Consider the following 20,326-nt stretch of genomic DNA (forward strand, 5'->3'; position numbering starts at 1 on the left):
ACCATCGGCCACGTTGACCACGGTAAAACCACCCTGACTGCAGCTATCACCAACGTGCTGGCCAAGCACTTCGGTGGTAAAGCTTTCGCCTTCGACCAGATCGACAAGGCACCGGAAGAGCGTGAGCGTGGTATCACCATCAACACCTCCCACGTAGAATACGACACCGCTACCCGTCACTACGCCCACGTAGATTGCCCGGGTCACGCCGACTACGTTAAAAACATGATCACCGGTGCTGCCCAGATGGACGGCGCGATCCTGGTAGTAGCAGCGACTGACGGCCCGATGCCGCAGACTCGTGAGCACATCCTGCTGGGTCGTCAGGTAGGCGTTCCGTACATCATCGTGTTCATGAACAAGTGTGACATGGTAGATGACGAAGAGCTGCTGGAACTGGTCGAGATGGAAGTTCGTGAACTGCTGTCCGAGTACGACTTCCCGGGTGATGACCTGCCGGTAGTTCGTGGTTCTGCACTGAAAGCGCTGGAAGGCGAAGCTCAGTGGGAAGAGAAGATCCTGGAACTGGCTGGCCACCTGGACAGCTACATTCCGGAGCCGGAGCGTGCGATTGACCAGCCGTTCCTGATGCCGATCGAAGACGTATTCTCTATCGCTGGCCGTGGTACTGTAGTTACCGGTCGTGTAGAGCGCGGTATCGTTAAAGTAGGTGAGACCGTAGAAATCGTTGGTATCAAAGATACCGTTTCTACCACCTGTACCGGTGTTGAAATGTTCCGTAAGCTGCTGGACGAAGGTCGTGCAGGCGAGAACATCGGCGCGCTGCTGCGTGGTGTTAAGCGTGAAGACGTAGAGCGTGGTCAGGTACTGGCCAAGCCGGGTTCTATCAAGCCGCACACCAAGTTCGAATCTGAAGTGTACGTACTGTCCAAAGAAGAAGGTGGTCGTCATACCCCGTTCTTCAAAGGCTACCGTCCGCAGTTCTACTTCCGTACTACCGACGTGACCGGTACCATCGAACTGCCGGAAGGCGTAGAGATGGTAATGCCGGGCGACAACATCAAGATGGTTGTTACCCTGATTGCGCCGATCGCGATGGACGACGGCCTGCGTTTCGCTATCCGTGAAGGTGGCCGTACCGTAGGTGCTGGTGTTGTAGCTAAAGTTATCGCTTAATCTTTGGCTTACATAAATAAAGCAAAGCCCCTATAATAGGGGCTTTCTTGTGTAGGGGCGTAGTTCGAATTGGTAGAACAGCGGTCTCCAAAACCGATGGTTGCGGGTTCGAGTCCTGCCGCCCCTGCCATATACCTCGTCTCGTACGGGGCTTTTGTGTCTTTGGTTACGTCAGATACAGGTGGGTTGTATGAGTGTTAGTTCTGAGAGCCAGGGCGGAAGCAAGGATACCCTGCTTTGGGGCCTGGTTTTCATTATCCTGGCGGCCGCTGTAGTGGGTAATTACCTGCTCAACGATGTTGTCGCTGCCGTCCGCGCCCTGGGTGTGGTCGTTGTCATTGCTGCTGCCGGTGCAGTAGCCCTGCAAACCACCAAGGGAAAGGCAACACTGGCATTCGCCCGTGAGTCTCGCCTGGAAGTCCGCAAGGTCGTATGGCCGACCCGTCAGGAAGCCATTCAGACAACCCTGATTGTGCTGGCGGTGACCGCCGTGATGGGGCTGCTGCTGTTCGTTCTGGACGGTGCCTTGGTCTGGTTGGTCAACCTGATTACCGGTGTGTAAGGATAAGCCATGACTGAACAACGTGAACAACGTATGAGATGGTATGTCGTGCAGGCTTTTTCCGGCTATGAAGGCCGTGTAGCCAAGTCCCTGCGCGAACATATCAAGATGCATGGCATGGAAGACATGTTCGGTGAAGTACTGGTCCCGACCGAAGAAGTGGTCGAGATGCGTGCTGGCCAGAAGCGCAAGAGTGAGCGCAAGTTTTTCCCGGGTTATGTCCTGGTCCAGATGATCATGGATGAAACCACATGGCACCTGGTGCGTAACGTACCGCGTGTAATGGGCTTCATCGGCGGTACTTCCGACCGTCCGGCACCGATCTCCGACAAAGAGGCCGATGCCATCCTGAACCGTCTGCAGGATGCCCACGACAAGCCGCGTCCGAAAACCCTGTTTGAACCGGGTGAAATGGTGCGGGTTGCCGATGGTCCGTTTGCCGACTTCAACGGTACCGTTGAAGAGGTAGATTATGAGAAGAGCCGCGTGAAGGTCTCTGTACTGATCTTCGGTCGTTCTACTCCTGTTGAACTGGATTTTGGTCAGGTCGAAAAAGGCTGATTGAATTCTGTACGTTTAACGGTTGTCAGGGGCAGCGAATATCTCTATAATTCGCTGCCCCTTTATTAGTTGGGGAGCCGTTTGCAGGAGCAAGTCTCCGAGGCGCTAGAACCCATTTTTGAGGTATTTTCCTAATGGCTAAGAAAGTCACAGCTTATATCAAGCTGCAGGTTGCTGCTGGTGCAGCCAACCCGTCTCCTCCCGTTGGTCCTGCACTGGGTCAACACGGTGTTAACATCATGGAATTCTGTAAGGCGTTCAACGCTCGTACAGAGAAGCTGGAAAAAGGTTCACCGACTCCGGTCGTGATCACCGTTTACAGCGACCGTTCCTTCACCTTCGAAACCAAGACTCCGCCTGCTTCCTTCCTGCTGAAGAAAGCTGCTGGCATCAAGTCTGGTTCTTCCAAGCCGAACAAAGACAAGGTTGGTAAGGTGACCGTTGCTCAGCTGCAAGAAATCGCCAAGACCAAAGAGCCGGATATGACTGGTGCCGATCTGGATGCAAAAGTACGTTGCATCGCAGGCTCCGCTCGTTCCATGGGTCTGGTAGTGGAGGATTAAGACAATGGCTAAACTTTCCAAGCGTATGCGCGTTATTCGCGAAAAAGTTGACGGTACCAAAGAGTACTCCATCAACGAAGCCATTGCCCTGCTGAAAGAACTGGCTACCGCCAAGTTCGTTGAAAGCGTTGACGTTGCTGTCAACTTGGGTATCGACGCTCGTAAATCTGACCAGAACGTACGTGGTGCTACTGTACTGCCGCACGGTACCGGTCGTGATGTACGCGTTGCCGTATTTACTCAAGGTGCCAACGCCGAAGCAGCAAAAGCTGCCGGTGCTGACCTGGTAGGTATGGATGACCTGGCCGATCTGGTTAAGAAAGGCGAGATGAACTTCGACGTAGTTATCGCATCCCCGGATGCCATGCGCGTTGTTGGTCAACTGGGTCAAATCCTGGGCCCGCGCGGCCTGATGCCGAACCCGAAAGTTGGTACTGTAACTCCTAACGTTGCCGAAGCTGTCAAGAACGCCAAGGCTGGTCAGGTTCGTTACCGTAACGACAAGAATGGTATCATCCATACCACTCTGGGTAAGGTTTCTTTCAACGAAGTTCAGCTGAAAGAAAACTTGGAAGCTCTGCTGGTTGCCCTGAAAAAAGGCAAGCCCTCTTCCGCCAAAGGTCAATTCATCAAGAAAGTCAGCATCTCCACCACCATGGGTGCCGGTGTTGCCGTAGACCAAGCTTCTCTGGAAGCTCAGGCCTAATTGATGGGTTTTACAAGGCGCAAAATTTAATCTATAATTTTGCGCCTTGATTGGTTGGGGGTTTCGACCTCCGTCCAAGACCGCAGGAGGCTGCAAAGCCTTAATGTTTCCTGCGTAGACGGTGCCGGAAACCCAGCGAGAAAGATTCTTTCTCTTCTGGAATCCTGCTACCGCATCGTTCCCCTCTGTTGTAAAGGTAGGGGGGATGTGTCAGTACTGGGTCAATAGACCCGGATTCAATCCAGGAGTTAAGCCAATGGCATTGGGACTCGAAGACAAAAAGGCAATTGTTGCTGAAGTCAACGAAGCTGCCAAAGGCGCTCTTTCTGCAGTTGTTGCCGATTCTCGCGGTGTAACTGTAGACAAGATGACCGTCCTGCGTAAAACCGCTCGTGAAGCCGGTGTGTACATGCGCGTTGTGCGTAACACCCTGCTGCGTCGCGCGGTAGAAGGTACCGAATACGAGTGCCTGAACGACGCATTTACCGGTCCTACCTTGATTGCTTTCTCTAACGAACACCCGGGCGCTGCTGCTCGTCTGTTCAAAGAGTTTGCCAAAGCGAACCAAAAGTTCGAAATCAAGGCTGGCGCTTTTAACGGTGAGTTTATCGCCGCAGCACAAATTGATCGTCTGGCCACGCTGCCGACTTACGAAGAAGCAATTGCGAAGTTGATGGCGACTATGAAAGAAGCCTCTGCTGGCAAGCTGGTTCGTACTATCGCTGCTGTTCGCGACCAGAAACAAGCTGCTGCTTGATTCTCGCCTATTTAGGCTGTTTGAGTTTATTCAACATCAGGAATTTTTGTCATGTCTATCACTAAAGACCAAATCATCGAAGCCGTTGCTTCCATGTCCGTAATGGAAGTTGTTGAGCTGATCGAAGCTATGGAAGAGAAGTTCGGTGTTTCTGCCGCTGCTGCCGTAATGGCTGGCCCGGCTGCTGCTGAAGCAGTAGAAGAGAAGACCGAGTTCGACGTAGTTCTGACTGCTGCTGGCGCCAACAAAGTTGCCGTTATCAAAGCCGTTCGTGGCGCTACCGGTCTGGGCCTGAAAGAAGCCAAAGATCTGGTAGAAGCTGCTCCGGCTAACCTGAAGGAAGGCGTGTCCAAGGACGAAGCTGAAGCTCTGAAGAAAGAGCTGGAAGCTGCCGGTGCTTCTGTTGAGATCAAATAATCTGCATTTATGTAGATTAGCCTGATAAAACAGGCTAGGGCTGGTGAATTTTTGTTCACCAGCCTTTTTGCGCTGTAGACTGAGAGCATTTCACACCGTTTACGACTCTCGGTGCACCAGCAATCCGGACTGTCTTCTTTCGTCCGGGCCAACACAAAACGGTGTTGAGACAGAGCTGTCCCGCGGGACAGAGTGGGTCACTTATCAGCGAGCTGAGGAACCCTATGGTTTACTCTTATACCGAAAAAAAACGCATTCGTAAGGACTTCGGTAAGCGAGACCAGGTACTGGACACGCCTTATCTGTTGTCCATTCAGCTGGACTCCTTCAAGCAGTTCATCGAGGCTGACCCGGAAGGTGAATATGGCCTAGAGGCCGCTTTCCGTAGCGTTTTCCCGATCACCAGTTACTCCGGTAGTGCTGAGCTTCAGTATGTCAGCTATCGCCTGGGTGAGCCGGTATTTGACGTAAAAGAATGCCAGATCCGTGGAGTGACCTACTCCGCGCCGCTGCGTGTCAAGCTTCGTATGGTTCTGTACGACCGTGAAGCAGCTGCCGGCACCGTCAAAGACATCAAGGAACAAGAAGTATACATGGGCGAAATTCCGCTCATGACCGAGAACGGCACCTTTGTTATCAATGGTACCGAGCGGGTTATCGTCTCCCAGCTGCACCGCAGCCCGGGCGTCTTCTTCGACCACGATAAAGGCAAAACTCATTCATCCGGTAAGGTACTGTATAACGCTCGCGTTATCCCCTACCGTGGCTCCTGGCTGGACTTCGAGTTCGATGCGAAAGACAACCTGTTTGTCCGTATCGACCGTCGTCGCAAACTGCCAGCATCCATTATTCTGCGCGCCCTGGACTTCACTTCCGAACAAATCCTGGCCACCTTCTTCGAGACCATCGGTTTTGAAGTGAAAGATGGCAAGTTGATGATGGATCTGGTGCCGGAGCGTCTGCGTGGTGAAACAGCGACCTTTGACATCGTGGCCAATGGCGCCGTGGTGGTTGAGACCGGTCGTCGTGTGACTGCGCGTCACATCCGTCAGTTGGAAAAAGACGCCGTTACCCAGATTGAGGTACCGGTTGAGTATGTTGTTGGCAAAGTTGCTGCCAAGGACTACGCACATCCACAAACTGGCGAGATGGTCGTGACCGCCAACCAGGCGCTGAGCCTGGAAGCGATCGCCAACCTGTCCCAAGCCGGCTTCAAGCATTTCGAGGTTCTGTTCACCAACGAACTGGATCACGGTGCTTACATGTCCGAGACCCTGCGTGTCGACTCCAGCTCCAACCGTTTGGAAGCGCTGGTCGAGATCTATCGCATGATGCGTCCGGGCGAGCCGCCTACTCGCGAAGCTGCAGAACAGCTGTTCGAAAACCTGTTCTTCTCCGCCGAGCGTTACGACCTGTCTACCGTAGGTCGGATGAAGTTCAACCGCCGTCTGGGTCGTGAAGACGAGACTGGCGCGGGCGTACTGACCAAAGACGACATCGTCGATGTGATGAAGCGCCTGATCGACATCCGTAACGGTAACGACGAAGTGGACGATATCGACCACCTGGGTAACCGTCGTATCCGTTCTGTCGGTGAAATGGCTGAAAACCAGTTCCGCGTCGGTCTGGTGCGTGTCGAGCGTGCGGTCAAGGAGCGTCTCTCCCTGGGCGACCTGGACACCCTGATGCCGCAGGATCTGATCAACGCCAAGCCGATCTCCGCCGCAGTCAAAGAGTTCTTTGGTTCCAGCCAGCTGTCCCAGTTTATGGACCAGAACAACCCGCTCTCCGAAGTGACCCACAAGCGTCGTATCTCCGCGCTGGGCCCGGGCGGTTTGACTCGTGAGCGTGCCGGCTTTGAAGTCCGAGACGTACACCCGACTCACTACGGTCGTCTGTGCCCTATCGAGACTCCTGAAGGTCCGAACATCGGTCTGATCAACTCTCTGTCCGTGTACTCTCGTACCAACGAGTACGGTTTCCTCGAGACCCCGTACCGTAAGGTCATTGACGGTGTGATCACCGACGAAGTGGACTACCTGTCTGCTATTGAAGAAGGCAAGTACGTGATCGCACAGGCTAACGCCGCGACCACCGAAGATGGCCGTCTGAAAGATGAATTGATCCCGTGCCGTCACAAAGGTGAATCCACCTTTATGAACGCCGACCAGATCCAGTATATGGACGTGAGCCCGCAGCAGATCGTATCTGTGGCAGCGGCTCTGATCCCGTTCCTGGAACACGATGACGCGAACCGCGCATTGATGGGTTCAAACATGCAACGTCAGGCTGTACCGACTCTGCGTGCTGACAAGCCGCTGGTAGGTACCGGTATGGAACGCGCTGTGGCCGTTGACTCCGGTGTAACCGTAGTGGCCAAGCGTGGCGGCGTAATCGACTATGTCGATGCCTCCCGTATCGTCCTGAAGGTCAATGAAGATGAGCTGATGCCAGGCGAAGCCGGTATCGACATCTACAACCTGACCAAATACACCCGTTCCAACCAGAACACCTGTATCAACCAGCGTCCTTGTGTGATGTTGGGTGAGCCGGTCATGGCTGGCGACGTACTGGCGGACGGCCCGTCCACCGATCTGGGTGAACTGGCGCTGGGTCAGAACATGCGCGTCGCGTTCATGCCGTGGAACGGTTACAACTTCGAAGACTCGATCCTGGTGAACGAGCGTGTTGTTCAGGAAGATCGCCTGACCACCATCCATATCCAGGAACTGGCTTGTATCTCCCGTGACACCAAGCTGGGTCCGGAAGAGATCACTGCTGACATCCCGAACGTGGGTGAAGCCGCTCTGTCCAAGCTGGACGAGTCCGGTATCGTCTACGTGGGTGCCGAAGTGAAGGGCGGCGACATTCTGGTCGGTAAGGTAACGCCGAAAGGTGAAACCCAGCTGACGCCGGAAGAGAAGCTGCTGCGCGCCATCTTCGGTGAGAAGGCGTCCGACGTGAAGGACTCCTCCCTGCGTGTACCGAACGGTGTGTACGGTACCGTGGTTGACGTGCAAGTCTTTACCCGCGATGGCGTGGAAAAAGACAAGCGCGCCAAAGAAATCGAAGAGATGCAGCTGAAGGAAGCGAAGAAGGACTTGACCGAAGAGTTCAAGATCCTGGAAGACGGCATTTTCGGCCGCTCCCGCAACCTGCTGCTGGCCGCCGGTTACAGCGAAGATCGTCTGAACAAGCTCGATCGCTCCAAGTGGTTTGAACTGGCCATCGAAGACGAAGGCAAGCAGACCGAACTGGAACAGATCGCTGAACAGCACGTTGAGCTGAAAGCCGAGTTCGACAAGAAATTCGAGAACAAGCGTCGCAAGATTATCCAGGGTGATGATCTGGCGCCGGGCGTACTGAAAATCGTCAAGGTTTATCTGGCAGTCAAGCGTCGCATCCAGCCGGGTGACAAGATGGCGGGCCGTCACGGTAACAAGGGTGTTATCTCCAAGATCTGTCCGGTCGAGGATATGCCTCATGACGAGTTCGGCCGTCCGGTCGACATCGTACTGAACCCGTTGGGCGTACCATCCCGTATGAACATCGGTCAGATCCTCGAAGTGCACCTGGGCCTTGCGGCCAAGGGTATCGGCGAGAAGATCGATCGCATGGTCAAAGAGCAGCGCGAGCTGCACGAGATGCGCAACTTCCTGCAACAGGTCTATGACCTGGGCGAGAAGGACACCCAGCAAGTGAACATCGCCGAACTGTCTGATGACGACGTACGTACCCTGGTGGGTAACCTGCGTAAGGGTCTGCCGGTTGCTACTCCGGTCTTTGATGGTGCCAAAGAGCGCGAAATCAAAGCACTGCTGAAGCTGGCCGATCTGCCGGAATCCGGTCAGATTGATCTGTTCGATGGCCGTACCGGTAACCGCTTCGAGCGTAAAGTAACCGTTGGTTACATGTACATGCTCAAGCTGAACCACTTGGTCGACGACAAGATGCACGCGCGTTCTACCGGTTCTTACAGCCTGGTTACCCAGCAGCCGCTGGGTGGTAAGGCTCAGTTCGGTGGTCAGCGTTTCGGTGAGATGGAAGTGTGGGCCCTGGAGGCTTACGGTGCGGCATATACCCTGCAGGAAATGCTGACCGTCAAGTCTGACGATGTGAATGGCCGTACCAAGATGTATAAGAACATCGTGGATGGCGACCACCGTATGGAGCCGGGCATGCCCGAATCCTTCAACGTATTGCTGAAGGAAATCCGCTCTCTGGGTATCAACATCGAGCTGGACGAAGAGTAAGAGCTCGCTCTTATTGTTCGAGAATTGACGTGGGCGCCCCGCTGTTTTGGCAGCCGGGGCGCCGAGGTTAGACTCCTGACAGGGGAAACACGTGAAAGACTTACTCAAGTTTTTGAAGGCTCAGACCAAGACCGAAGAGTTTGACAGTATCAAGATCGGTCTGGCCTCTCCTGACATGATCCGCTCCTGGTCATTCGGTGAGGTCAAAAAGCCTGAGACCATCAACTACCGGACTTTCAAGCCGGAGCGTGATGGTCTGTTCTGCGCCCGTATCTTCGGACCGGTGAAGGACTACGAGTGTCTGTGCGGCAAGTACAAGCGCCTGAAACACCGTGGTGTGATCTGTGAGAAGTGCGGCGTTGAAGTGACCCAGACCAAGGTCCGTCGTGAGCGTATGGGCCACATCGAGCTGGCCAGCCCGACTGCCCACATCTGGTTCCTGAAGTCCCTGCCGTCCCGTATCGGTCTGCTGCTGGACATGACCCTGCGCGACATCGAGCGCGTGCTCTACTTCGAATCTTTCGTCGTAATCGAGCCGGGTATGACCAACCTCGAACGCAGCCAGATGCTCTCTGAAGAGCAGTACCTGGATGCGCTGGAAGAGTGGGGCGACGAATTTGACGCCAAGATGGGTGCCGAAGCAATCCTGGCATTGCTGCGCGCTATCGATCTGGAAGGTGAAGTCAAAACCATGCGTGAGGAGCTGGATCAAACCAACTCCGAGACCAAGCGCAAGAAGACCACCAAGCGTCTGAAGCTGATGGAAGCTTTCCTGCAGTCCGGCAACAAGCCGGAGTGGATGATCATGACAGTGCTGCCTGTGCTGCCGCCGGACCTGCGTCCGCTGGTACCGCTGGACGGCGGCCGTTTCGCGACTTCCGATCTGAACGATCTGTACCGTCGCGTGATCAACCGTAACAACCGCTTGAAGCGTCTGCTGGATCTGGCTGCTCCGGACATCATCGTGCGCAACGAAAAGCGTATGCTGCAAGAGTCCGTCGATGCGCTGCTGGATAACGGCCGTCGCGGTCGTGCCATCACCGGTTCCAACAAGCGCCCGCTGAAATCCCTGGCCGACATGATCAAGGGTAAGCAGGGTCGTTTCCGTCAGAACCTGCTCGGTAAGCGTGTCGACTACTCCGGTCGTTCCGTTATCACCGTAGGCCCGACTCTGCGTCTGCATCAGTGCGGTCTGCCGAAGAAGATGGCGCTGGAACTGTTCAAGCCGTTCATCTATGGCAAGCTGGAAACCCGCGGTCTGGCGACCACTATCAAGGCCGCCAAGAAGATGGTGGAGCGCGAGGAAGCTGTCGTTTGGGATATCCTGGACGAAGTGATCCGCGAACACCCGGTTCTGCTGAACCGTGCACCGACTCTGCACCGTCTGGGTATCCAGGCATTCGAACCGACTCTGGTCGAAGGCAAGGCAATCCAGCTGCACCCGCTGGTTTGTGCTGCGTATAACGCGGACTTCGATGGTGACCAGATGGCGGTCCACGTACCGCTGACCCTGGAAGCCCAGCTGGAAGCGCGTGCGCTGATGATGTCTACCAACAACATCCTGTCGCCTGCTTCCGGTGAGCCGATCATCGTTCCTTCTCAGGACGTGGTCTTGGGTCTGTACTACATGACCCGTGCCCGTATCAACGCCAAAGGCGAAGGTATGGTGCTGGCCGGCCCCAAAGAAGCCGAGAAAGTATATCGCGCCGGTCTGGCCGATCTGCATGCTCGTGTGAAAGTACGCATTACCGAATACCTGCGTCAGGAAGACGGTTCTCTGCGTGAACACACCGAGATGAAGAACACCACCGTTGGTCGTGCGATCCTGAGCCTGATCCTGCCGAAAGGTATGGAATACGCCCTGATCGACGAGCCGAAGGTGCTGACTGCTGCAGAACAGGCTGATCTGGATGCCAATCCGCAGAACTGGATCAAGTGCGTATCCAACAAGGCGCTGGGCAAAAAGCTCATCTCCCGTCTGCTGAACACCTGCTATCGCAAGCAGGGCCTGAAGGACACCGTTATCTTCGCTGACCAGCTGATGTATACCGGTTTCCACTACGCGGCCCTGTCCGGTGCTTCCGTTGGTATCGATGACATGGTCATCCCGGATGCCAAGAAAGACATCATCGCAGCAGCCGAAGCCGAAGTTGCCGAGATCCAGGACCAGTTCCTGTCAGGTCTGGTAACTGCGGGCGAGCGTTACAACAAGGTTATCGATATCTGGGCCAGCGCCAACGAGCGCGTCTCCAAGGCCATGATGGAGAACTTGTCCAAAGAGCGTAACGTCAACTCGCTGGGTGAAGAAGAAGAGCAGGCCTCGTTCAACAGCATCTTTATGATGGCCGACTCTGGTGCGCGTGGTTCAGCCGCCCAGATCCGTCAGCTGGCCGGTATGCGTGGCCTGATGGCCAAGCCGGATGGCTCCATCATCGAGACCCCGATCATCGCGAACTTCCGCGAAGGTCTGAACGTACTGCAGTACTTTATCTCTACCCACGGTGCTCGTAAGGGTCTGGCGGATACCGCACTGAAGACTGCGAACTCCGGTTACCTGACTCGTCGTCTGGTAGACGTGGCGCAGGACATGGTGATCACCGAGGACGATTGCGGCACTACCGACGGTCTGTGGATGACTCCGCTGATCGAGGGTGGCGATGTGGTCGAGCCGCTGCGTGAGCGCGTGCTGGGTCGTGTGGTGGCAGAAGATGTCATCAAGCCGGGTACCGAGGACGAGATCCTGGTTGCTCGCAACACCCTGCTCGATGAGCAACTGTGTGACCTGCTGGAGCGTAACTCCGTTGACCGTGTGAAGGTACGTTCTGCCATCACCTGTGAAACTGACTTCGGTAACTGTGCTCACTGCTACGGCCGTGATCTGGCCCGTGGTCACCTGGTTAACAAGGGTGAGGCTGTCGGTGTTATCGCCGCCCAGTCCATCGGTGAACCGGGTACCCAGCTGACGATGCGTACTTTCCACATCGGTGGTGCTGCATCTCGTGCCGCTGCTGAAAGCAGCATCCAGGTCAAGAACACCGGTACCATCAAGCTGCAGAACGCCAAGTTCGTTCACAACAGCGATGACAAACTGGTTATCACCTCACGTTCTACCGAACTGACCATCATGGACGACATGGGCCGTACCAAGGAAAGCCACAAGCTGCCTTACGGTTCCGTGCTGGAAGTGAAGGACGGCCAGGCCGTGAGCGCTGGCGAGACCGTTGCCAACTGGGATCCGCACACCCACCCGATCATCACCGAAGTGGCAGGTCGCCTGCAGTTCGAACACATGATCGATGGCGTGACCATCACTCGTCAGACCGACGAGCTGACCGGTCTCTCTTCTATCGTTGTTCTGGATGTCAACGAGCGTCCGAGCGCCGGTAAAGAGATGCGTCCGACCGTTAAACTGGTCGACCTGAACGGCAAAGACGTGATGATCCCGGGTACCGATGTAGCTGCCCAGTACTTCCTGCCGGGCAAGGCGATCGTGAACCTGGAAGATGGTGCCAACGTGGGCGTGGGTGACGCGGTAGCGCGTATCCCGCAAGAGTCCGGCGGTACCAAGGACATCACCGGTGGTCTGCCGCGCGTTGCGGATCTGTTCGAAGCACGTCAACCGAAGGAACCGGCAATTCTGGCCGAGATCTCCGGTACCATCTCCTTCGGGAAAGAGACCAAGGGCAAACGCCGTCTGGTCATCACCCCGACCGATGGTGGCAACGTCTACGAAGAGATGATTCCGAAGTGGCGTAACCTGAACGTGTTCGAAGGTGAAAAAGTTGAGAAGGGTGAAGTGCTGGCGGACGGTCCTGAGTCTGCGCACGACATCCTGCGTCTGCGCGGTATCAGCCCGGTCGCCAACTACATCGCCAACGAAGTGCAGGACGTTTACCGTCTGCAAGGCGTTAAGATCAACGACAAGCACATCGAAGTCATCGTTCGTCAGATGCTGCGCAAGTGCGAGATCCTGAGCGCTGGCGATACCGATCTGATCGAAGGCGAACAGGTTGAAGTGGCTCGTGTGAAGATTGCCAACCGTAAGCTGGTTGCCGAGGGCAAGACCCCTGCGACCTACCGTCATGTTCTGATGGGTATTACCAAGGCATCTCTGAGCACCGAGTCCTTCATCTCCGCGGCTTCCTTCCAGGAAACCACTCGCGTTCTGACCGAAGCCGCCGTAGGTGGCAAGCGTGATGAACTGCGTGGTCTGAAAGAGAACGTCATCGTGGGTCGTCTGATCCCGGCTGGTACCGGCTTTGCCTACCACCACAGCCGGATCAACCAGCGTGCTGCCGCAGCTCGTGCTGTTGGCACCCCGCAGGTGACCGCTGATGAAGCGGAGCAGAACCTGGCGGATCTGCTGAACGCAGCCGGTAGCTTCGACGAAGAGTAACTCGTCATCCGTGATTGAAAAGGGCTCCTTCAAGGAGCCCTTTTTGTTGGCCAATTCCTCGGCAAAGGTAGACGCAGCGCGGGTTTCAGGATGATCCAGAGCAAAGTTGTAGAGTAAAAAATCAAAAAAAGTTGACTTTACTCCCCTGCAATTTAAAACTCGGGAAAGTTGAATGGTTATTACAGGGGTAGAACATGACTGTCGGTATCGAGGAAGCCATGCTTCCCGAAGAACAGCTGATCAGCCGCACTTTTACAGATGAAGACAGGGAATTGTTGCGCTCATACGATGGGCTCATCGATGGCTTGGCCGAGCTGTTCGGCAAGCATTGTGAAGTGGTACTCCACTCCCTGGAAAATCTGCACGAGTCGGTGATCAAGATCGCCAACGGCTTCAATACCGGACGCACCCTCGGGGCGCCCATCACCGATCTCGCCCTGCGCATGCTCAAGGACATCGAGAGCACCGGCCAGGATTACACCCAGAGCTATTTCGCTCGCAGCCGTACCGGCGCGCTGATGAAGTCGAGCACCATCGCCATTCGCAACAGCGAGCGGCAAGTAGTGGGGCTTATCTGCATCAACCTGCACATCAATGCGCCTTTCCACGAGTTCGTGGCCGAATTTTTCCCGACGCCCCAGCAGGCGGCGCGTCAGTCACCAGAGACCTTCGCCAACAGTGTGGAAGAGCTGGTTGCCCAGACGGTGGATAACACCATCGACGAGATCAATCGCGATCCCACCGTGGCCAACAATGCCAAGAACCGCTTCATCGTGACCCAGCTGTTCGAGAAGGGCATTTTCGATATCAAGGATTCGATCAATCTGGTGGCGGACAAACTCAATATTTCAAAACATACCGTTTATCTTTACATCCGACAGCGAAAGCAGGGTGAAGACGAGAACGAGTAACTCATTCCAGAAGGGGATAGATGAATGGCTAAAGAAGTAATTGCAACCGACAAGGCGCCTGCCGCGATTGGTCCGTATGTTCAGGCTACCAAGGTTGGCGAGATGATCTTCACCTCCGGGCAGATCCCGCTCGATCCTGCCACCATGGAGATCGTGGCCGGCGGCATCGAAGAGCAGGCCGAACGGGTGATGAAGAATCTGGTCGCCGTGTTGCACGCTGCCGGTGCCGATGCCAGCAAAGTGGTCAAAACCACCTGCTTCCTGAGCGACATGAACAACTTCGTTGCCTTCAATCAGGTCTATGCCCGCTACTTTGGCGATGCTGCGCCAGCCCGCTCCTGCGTAGAGGTGGCTCGTCTGCCGAAAGATGTGCTGGTCGAGGTCGAGGCGATTGCCCATCTCTGATCAACAGATTGAATCAAGCCCCTCCTGGCAGGGGCTTTTTTGTTTTTGGCGTAAAATGGACCGGGTCAGCACAGGAGTCCTGCTATGAGTCTGAGTTTTGCCATCCTGGTCACGGGGCCTGCCTATGGCACCCAATCGGCCAGCACAGCCTATCGTTTTGCCCGCACCCTGTTGACACAGGGGCATACCTTGTCCCACCTGTTCTTCTATCAGGATGGGGTCTGCAACGGCAACGGTCTGCATCTGCCTGCATCCGATGAGACTGACCTGGTGCGTCTGTGGCGAGAGCTGGCAGAAGAACAGGGGATCCGTATCGACGTCTGTGTCGCCGCCGCCATGCGGCGCGGTGTGCTCGATGAACAGGAAGCCAAGGGGGCAGGGCAGGTGCACTTCAATCTGCAACCGCCATTTTGCCTGAGCGGTCTGGGCCAGTTGGCCGAGGCGGCGCTCACCGCCGATCGGCTGGTTCAGTTCTAGGGGGAGTCATGAGCAAGAAAATCGCCTTTATCTGCAGTCGTGGCCCCCATGGCCATGCCGCCGGCCGGGAAGGACTGGATGCCCTGCTGGCCACCTCGGCCATGACCGATGAGCTGGCCCTCTTCCTGATTGGGGACGGCGTGCTGCAACTGCTCAAGGAGCAGCAGCCTGCCGCCATTTTGCAGCGCCACTACGCCCCCACCTTCAAAATGCTGGAACTCTACGACATCGAAGAGGTCTATGTTTGTGCTGACTCGCTGGCAGAGCGCGGCGTGACAGTGGATGATCTGCTGATCCCCGTCGAGAGTCTGCCCAAGGGTGAGATAGCTCGTAAATGGGCGCAGTGTACTACTCACATCAGCTTTTGAGGTCTCCATGTTACATCTGATATTGAACTCCCCTTTTCAGAGTCAGGCTCTGGCAGAGGCGCTCTCATACCTTCAGCCCGAGGATGAGCTGGTACTGATGCAGGATGCCGTGATTGCGGCATCGGCTCCCCAGTGGAGCGCGCGGCTGGCGGGTATCCCGCTTTATGTGATGCAGGAAGATCTGCAAGCTCGCGGTTTGCAGCATCGGGTGGGCAATGTGCTCGATATGGCGGGTCTGGTGGCACTGATTGCGCAAAAAGGTTCCCCGCGCACCTGGGGTGGCTGATAAGCACATTTCCAAGAAAATTCAAGGAGATGTCGTGAAATCAAACGGATCCGAATTGCCCTTTTGTGACGCAAATTGTATAAATCTTGACTCCCCAGACAACAGGGCATAAAATTTCGCGTCCCCGTATCTGCGGGGAGGATTTTCCACACGTTTATGAAGTCATTATCAGGAGCCTTTTGATGGCAACTATTAACCAGTTGGTTCGCAAGCCACGCATCAAGCTCGTTGTGAAAAGCAACGTGCCGGCGCTGGAAGCGTGCCCTCAGAAGCGTGGCGTATGCACTCGTGTATATACCACCACCCCGAAGAAGCCTAACTCTGCACTGCGTAAAGTGTGCCGTGTACGTCTGACCAACGGCTTCGAAGTCACCTCCTACATCGGCGGTGAAGGTCACAACCTGCAAGAGCACTCTGTTGTTCTGATCCGTGGCGGTCGTGTAAAAGACTTGCCAGGTGTTCGTTATCACACCGTTCGTGGTGCGTTGGACTGTGCCGGTGTTAAAGACCGTAAGCAGGCTCGCTCCAAGTATGGCGTGAAGCGTCCTAAAGCTTAATGGTTCTCCGTTAAGTAAGGCCAAACGTTAATTCGTTTCTAGTTAGATAGCTTTCTAGTTTTGGGTAATCCCTGAAGTTACGGAGAATTTGAAATGCCAAGACGTCGTGTTGTTGGTCAGCGTAAAATCCTGCCAGATCCCAAGTTCGGATCAGAGCTGCTGGCTAAATTTGTCAACGTAGTAATGGTTGACGGTAAGAAATCTGTTGCAGAAGCCATTGTTTATGGCGCCCTGGACATCATTGCCACCAAATCTGGCAAAGAGCACCTGGCCGTATTCGAAGAAGCTCTGGATAACATTCGTCCGGCGGTCGAGGTTAAATCTCGTCGCGTCGGTGGTGCAACCTATCAGGTGCCGGTAGAAGTTCGTCCGGTACGTCGCAATGCCCTGGCAATGCGCTGGTTGGTTGATGCCGCTCGTAAACGTGGTGAAAAATCAATGGCTCAGCGTCTGGCTGGCGAGCTGCTGGATGCCGCTGACAATAAGGGTTCGTCTGTCAAGAAACGTGAAGACGTTCACCGTATGGCTGAAGCGAACAAAGCCTTCGCTCACTTCCGCTGGTAATCCGCTTGCGCAGGGTCTTTTGACTCTGCGCACCTTTAATTATCTAGGGACAAGCGCCTTAGTAAGAGGATGACAATGGCTCGTACAACCCCCATTGAGCGTTATCGTAACATCGGTATCTCCGCTCACATTGACGCCGGTAAGACTACTACTACCGAGCGCGTACTGTTTTACACCGGTGTAAGTCACAAGATCGGTGAAGTTCACGATGGCGCTGCCACCATGGACTGGATGGAACAGGAACAAGAGCGTGGTATCACCATCACCTCCGCCGCGACCACCGCTTTCTGGTCCGGTATGGGTAAACAGTTCCAACCGCACCGTATCAACATCATCGATACCCCGGGCCACGTTGACTTTACTATCGAAGTAGAGCGTTCAATGCGTGTTCTGGACGGTGCCGTGATGGTGTACTGTGCCGTAGGTGGCGTACAGCCACAGTCTGAAACCGTATGGCGTCAGGCTAACAAGTACAAGGTTCCCCGTATCGCGTTCGTCAACAAGATGGACCGTACCGGCGCCAACTTCCTGCGTTGCGTTGAGCACATCAAGACCCGTCTGAAAGGTACTCCGGTTCCCCTTCAGCTGAACATCGGCTCTGAAGAGAACTTCAAGGGCGTTGTTGACCTGGTCAAGATGAAAGCCATCAACTGGAATGAAGCTGATCAGGGTGTATCCTTCGATTACGAAGACGTCCCGGCCGAGTTGCTGGAACAGGCGCAAGAAATGCGCATGAATCTGGTTGAAGCCGCTGCTGAAGCGTCTGAAGACCTGATGGAAAAATACCTGGGCGGCGAAGAGCTGACCGAGGAAGAGATCAAAGGTGCTCTGCGTCAGCGCGTGCTGAACAACGAAATCATCCTGGTAACCTGTGGCTCCGCGTTCAAGAACAAGGGCGTACAGGCAATGCTGGATGCCGTGATCGAGTACCTGCCGGCTCCGACCGACGTTGCTGCTATCGACGGCCTGAAAATGGACGGCGAGACCAAAGACGAGCGTCATGCTTCTGATGACGAGCCGTTCTCTGCTCTGGCGTTCAAGATCGCTACCGACCCGTTCGTTGGTAACCTGACCTTCTTCCGTGTCTACTCTGGCGTGATCAACTCCGGTGACACCGTGCTGAACTCCGTCAAGGACAAGCGCGAGCGTTTTGGCCGTATCGTTCAGATGCATGCCAACAAGCGTGAAGAGATCAAAGAAGTACGCGCTGGTGACATCGCTGCTGCCATCGGTCTGAAAGACGTGACCACTGGTGACACCCTGTGTGACCCGAACGCACCGATCATCCTCGAGCGTATGGAATTCCCGGAGCCGGTAATTTCTATCGCGGTTGAGCCGAAAACCAAGGCTGACCAAGAGAAGATGGGTCTGGCTCTGGGCCGTCTGGCTCAGGAAGATCCATCCTTCCGCGTATGGACTGACGAAGAGTCAGGTCAAACCATTATCGCTGGTATGGGTGAGCTGCACCTGGACATCATCGTTGACCGTATGCGTCGCGAGTTCAAGGTTGAAGCCAACGTAGGTAAGCCGCAGGTTGCTTACCGTGAAACCATCCGTACCACCGTTAAAGACATCGAAGGCAAGCATGCCAAGCAGTCTGGTGGTCGCGGTCAGTACGGTCATGTTGTTATCGACATGTACCCGCTGGAAGAAGGCAAAGCCTACGAATTCGTCAACGACATCAAAGGTGGTGTCATTCCTGGTGAATTCATCCCGGGTGTTGATAAAGGTATCCGTGAGCAGCTCAAATCTGGTCCGCTGGCTGGTTACCCGGTTATGGATCTGGGTGTGCGTCTGCACTTCGGTTCTTACCACGATGTCGACTCTTCCGAACTGGCGTTCAAAATCGCTGCTTCCATGGCCTTTAAGGCTGGCTTCATGAAAGCCAACCCGGTTCTGCTCGAACCGATCATGAAAGTAGAAGTTGAAACTCCGGAAGATTACATGGGCGACGTTATCGGTGACCTGAACCGTCGTCGTGGCCTGATCGAAGGTATGGAAGATGGCCCGTCCGGCAAGATCGTACGTGCTCTGGTGCCGCTGGCCGAAATGTTCGGTTATGCAACTGCACTGCGTTCCGCTACCCAGGGTCGTGCTTCCTACGCCATGGAATTCGCCAAGTATCACGATGCACCGACCAACGTTGCACAAGCCGTGATCGAAGAGCGCAAATCCAAGTAATTTAAGATTCCCCGCCTACGACGGTAGGCGGGTTTAACCTAGAAGGACTACGTCGTGTCTAAAGAAAAATTTGAGCGTAATAAACCGCACGTAAACGTCGGCACCATCGGCCACGTTGACCACGGTAAAACCACCCTGACTGCAGCTATCACCAACGTGCTGGCCAAGCACTTCGGTGGTAAAGCTTTCGCCTTCGACCAGATCGACAAGGCACCGGAAGAGCGTGAGCGTGGTATCACCATCAACACCTCCCACGTAGAATACGACACCGCTACCCGTCACTACGCCCACGTAGATTGCCCGGGTCACGCCGACTACGTTAAAAACATGATCACCGGTGCTGCCCAGATGGACGGCGCGATCCTGGTAGTAGCAGCGACTGACGGCCCGATGCCGCAGACTCGTGAGCACATCCTGCTGGGTCGTCAGGTAGGCGTTCCGTACATCATCGTGTTCATGAACAAGTGTGACATGGTAGATGACGAAGAGCTGCTGGAACTGGTCGAGATGGAAGTTCGTGAACTGCTGTCCGAGTACGACTTCCCGGGTGATGACCTGCCGGTAGTTCGTGGTTCTGCACTGAAAGCGCTGGAAGGCGAAGCTCAGTGGGAAGAGAAGATCCTGGAACTGGCTGGCCACCTGGACAGCTACATTCCGGAGCCGGAGCGTGCGATTGACCAGCCGTTCCTGATGCCGATCGAAGACGTATTCTCTATCGCTGGCCGTGGTACTGTAGTTACCGGTCGTGTAGAGCGCGGTATCGTTAAAGTAGGTGAGACCGTAGAAATCGTTGGTATCAAAGATACCGTTTCTACCACCTGTACCGGTGTTGAAATGTTCCGTAAGCTGCTGGACGAAGGTCGTGCAGGCGAGAACATCGGCGCGCTGCTGCGTGGTGTTAAGCGTGAAGACGTAGAGCGTGGTCAGGTACTGGCCAAGCCGGGTTCTATCAAGCCGCACACCAAGTTCGAATCTGAAGTGTACGTACTGTCCAAAGAAGAAGGTGGTCGTCATACCCCGTTCTTCAAAGGCTACCGTCCGCAGTTCTACTTCCGTACTACCGACGTGACCGGTACCATCGAACTGCCGGAAGGCGTAGAGATGGTAATGCCGGGCGACAACATCAAGATGGTTGTTACCCTGATTGCGCCGATCGCGATGGACGACGGCCTGCGTTTCGCTATCCGTGAAGGTGGCCGTACCGTAGGTGCTGGTGTTGTAGCTA

18 protein-coding genes and 1 tRNA gene are annotated in these 20,326 nt (G+C 55.1%); all 19 read left to right on the forward strand.

Going from position 1 to position 20,326, the window contains the following annotated elements:
* Positions 1-1,137: elongation factor Tu (gene tuf, locus AB5Z09_RS20685; RefSeq protein ID WP_368196120.1), on the forward strand; the 1,137-nt coding region annotated here is incomplete at its 5' end.
* A gap of 53 nt (positions 1,138-1,190) precedes the next feature.
* A tRNA-Trp gene (locus AB5Z09_RS20690) sits at positions 1,191-1,267 on the forward strand.
* A 60-nt stretch (positions 1,268-1,327) separates the two neighbouring features.
* Entirely contained in the window at positions 1,328-1,699 is a 372-nt protein-coding gene (gene secE, locus AB5Z09_RS20695) for a preprotein translocase subunit SecE (RefSeq protein ID WP_005306322.1), read from the forward strand.
* Between the two features lie 9 nt (positions 1,700-1,708).
* The gene (gene nusG, locus AB5Z09_RS20700; protein WP_005306318.1) at positions 1,709-2,260 is read left to right on the forward strand and encodes a transcription termination/antitermination protein NusG; all 552 of its coding nucleotides are present in this window, start codon (positions 1,709-1,711) and stop codon (positions 2,258-2,260) included.
* Positions 2,261-2,394: 134 nt separating this feature from the next.
* A complete protein-coding gene (gene rplK, locus AB5Z09_RS20705) occupies positions 2,395-2,823 on the forward strand; it encodes a 50S ribosomal protein L11 (RefSeq protein ID WP_005339887.1) in 429 nt (142 codons plus the stop codon).
* A gap of 4 nt (positions 2,824-2,827) precedes the next feature.
* On the forward strand, positions 2,828-3,529 hold the full coding sequence (rplA, locus tag AB5Z09_RS20710; RefSeq protein ID WP_005339888.1) for a 50S ribosomal protein L1: 702 nt from the start codon (positions 2,828-2,830) through the stop codon (positions 3,527-3,529).
* Between the two features lie 256 nt (positions 3,530-3,785).
* The gene (gene rplJ / locus AB5Z09_RS20715; protein WP_005339895.1) at positions 3,786-4,286 is read left to right on the forward strand and encodes a 50S ribosomal protein L10; all 501 of its coding nucleotides are present in this window, start codon (positions 3,786-3,788) and stop codon (positions 4,284-4,286) included.
* 51 nt (positions 4,287-4,337) lie between these two features.
* Complete coding sequence (gene rplL, locus AB5Z09_RS20720; protein WP_005306304.1) at positions 4,338-4,703, forward strand: 50S ribosomal protein L7/L12; 366 nt, start codon at positions 4,338-4,340, stop codon at positions 4,701-4,703.
* A gap of 224 nt (positions 4,704-4,927) precedes the next feature.
* Positions 4,928-8,956, forward strand: a complete 4,029-nt coding sequence (rpoB, locus tag AB5Z09_RS20725; RefSeq protein ID WP_005339897.1) for a DNA-directed RNA polymerase subunit beta — start codon at positions 4,928-4,930, stop codon at positions 8,954-8,956.
* Between the two features lie 91 nt (positions 8,957-9,047).
* Positions 9,048-13,352 carry a DNA-directed RNA polymerase subunit beta' gene (gene rpoC / locus AB5Z09_RS20730; RefSeq protein ID WP_005339899.1) on the forward strand — a complete coding sequence of 1,435 codons (4,305 nt, stop codon included), beginning with the start codon at positions 9,048-9,050 and terminating at the stop codon, positions 13,350-13,352.
* Between the two features lie 194 nt (positions 13,353-13,546).
* Positions 13,547-14,263, forward strand: coding sequence for a transcriptional regulator (locus AB5Z09_RS20735; RefSeq protein WP_005339902.1), 717 nt, complete (start codon positions 13,547-13,549; stop codon positions 14,261-14,263).
* Positions 14,264-14,287: 24 nt separating this feature from the next.
* Positions 14,288-14,668, forward strand: coding sequence for a RidA family protein (locus tag AB5Z09_RS20740; protein ID WP_005339904.1), 381 nt, complete (start codon positions 14,288-14,290; stop codon positions 14,666-14,668).
* An 84-nt stretch (positions 14,669-14,752) separates the two neighbouring features.
* Positions 14,753-15,145: a sulfurtransferase complex subunit TusD gene (tusD, locus tag AB5Z09_RS20745; protein WP_368196121.1), complete on the forward strand. Its 393-nt coding sequence runs from the start codon at positions 14,753-14,755 to the stop codon at positions 15,143-15,145.
* An 8-nt stretch (positions 15,146-15,153) separates the two neighbouring features.
* Positions 15,154-15,513: a sulfurtransferase complex subunit TusC gene (tusC, locus tag AB5Z09_RS20750; RefSeq protein ID WP_368196122.1), complete on the forward strand. Its 360-nt coding sequence runs from the start codon at positions 15,154-15,156 to the stop codon at positions 15,511-15,513.
* Positions 15,514-15,520: 7 nt separating this feature from the next.
* Positions 15,521-15,799 carry a sulfurtransferase complex subunit TusB gene (gene tusB, locus AB5Z09_RS20755; protein WP_005339909.1) on the forward strand — a complete coding sequence of 93 codons (279 nt, stop codon included), beginning with the start codon at positions 15,521-15,523 and terminating at the stop codon, positions 15,797-15,799.
* A gap of 182 nt (positions 15,800-15,981) precedes the next feature.
* Positions 15,982-16,356 carry a 30S ribosomal protein S12 gene (gene rpsL, locus AB5Z09_RS20760; RefSeq protein ID WP_005306278.1) on the forward strand — a complete coding sequence of 125 codons (375 nt, stop codon included), beginning with the start codon at positions 15,982-15,984 and terminating at the stop codon, positions 16,354-16,356.
* Positions 16,357-16,449: 93 nt separating this feature from the next.
* Positions 16,450-16,920, forward strand: a complete 471-nt coding sequence (gene rpsG, locus AB5Z09_RS20765; protein WP_005339911.1) for a 30S ribosomal protein S7 — start codon at positions 16,450-16,452, stop codon at positions 16,918-16,920.
* 75 nt (positions 16,921-16,995) lie between these two features.
* On the forward strand, positions 16,996-19,101 hold the full coding sequence (gene fusA, locus AB5Z09_RS20770) for an elongation factor G (protein WP_021229318.1): 2,106 nt from the start codon (positions 16,996-16,998) through the stop codon (positions 19,099-19,101).
* 54 nt (positions 19,102-19,155) lie between these two features.
* Positions 19,156-20,326, forward strand: a 1,171-nt coding sequence (tuf, locus tag AB5Z09_RS20775; protein ID WP_368194691.1) for an elongation factor Tu, incomplete at its 3' end; no start/stop codon positions are given.

Origin of the sequence: Aeromonas sp. R2-2, from assembly GCF_040908355.1 — a bacterium.
GTDB classification, from domain to species: Bacteria; Pseudomonadota; Gammaproteobacteria; order Enterobacterales; family Aeromonadaceae; genus Aeromonas; species Aeromonas veronii.

Coding starts and splice junctions, on each gene's coding strand:
- secE (WP_005306322.1), top strand. CDS start 1,328: ATGAGTGTTAGTTCTGAGAGCCAGGGCGGAAGCAAGGATACCCTGCTT.
- nusG (WP_005306318.1), top strand. CDS start 1,709: ATGACTGAACAACGTGAACAACGTATGAGATGGTATGTCGTGCAGGCT.
- rplK (WP_005339887.1), top strand. CDS start 2,395: ATGGCTAAGAAAGTCACAGCTTATATCAAGCTGCAGGTTGCTGCTGGT.
- rplA (WP_005339888.1), top strand. CDS start 2,828: ATGGCTAAACTTTCCAAGCGTATGCGCGTTATTCGCGAAAAAGTTGAC.
- rplJ (WP_005339895.1), top strand. CDS start 3,786: ATGGCATTGGGACTCGAAGACAAAAAGGCAATTGTTGCTGAAGTCAAC.
- rplL (WP_005306304.1), top strand. CDS start 4,338: ATGTCTATCACTAAAGACCAAATCATCGAAGCCGTTGCTTCCATGTCC.
- rpoB (WP_005339897.1), top strand. CDS start 4,928: ATGGTTTACTCTTATACCGAAAAAAAACGCATTCGTAAGGACTTCGGT.
- AB5Z09_RS20735 (WP_005339902.1), top strand. CDS start 13,547: ATGACTGTCGGTATCGAGGAAGCCATGCTTCCCGAAGAACAGCTGATC.
- AB5Z09_RS20740 (WP_005339904.1), top strand. CDS start 14,288: ATGGCTAAAGAAGTAATTGCAACCGACAAGGCGCCTGCCGCGATTGGT.
- tusD (WP_368196121.1), top strand. CDS start 14,753: ATGAGTCTGAGTTTTGCCATCCTGGTCACGGGGCCTGCCTATGGCACC.
- tusC (WP_368196122.1), top strand. CDS start 15,154: ATGAGCAAGAAAATCGCCTTTATCTGCAGTCGTGGCCCCCATGGCCAT.
- tusB (WP_005339909.1), top strand. CDS start 15,521: ATGTTACATCTGATATTGAACTCCCCTTTTCAGAGTCAGGCTCTGGCA.
- rpsL (WP_005306278.1), top strand. CDS start 15,982: ATGGCAACTATTAACCAGTTGGTTCGCAAGCCACGCATCAAGCTCGTT.
- rpsG (WP_005339911.1), top strand. CDS start 16,450: ATGCCAAGACGTCGTGTTGTTGGTCAGCGTAAAATCCTGCCAGATCCC.
- fusA (WP_021229318.1), top strand. CDS start 16,996: ATGGCTCGTACAACCCCCATTGAGCGTTATCGTAACATCGGTATCTCC.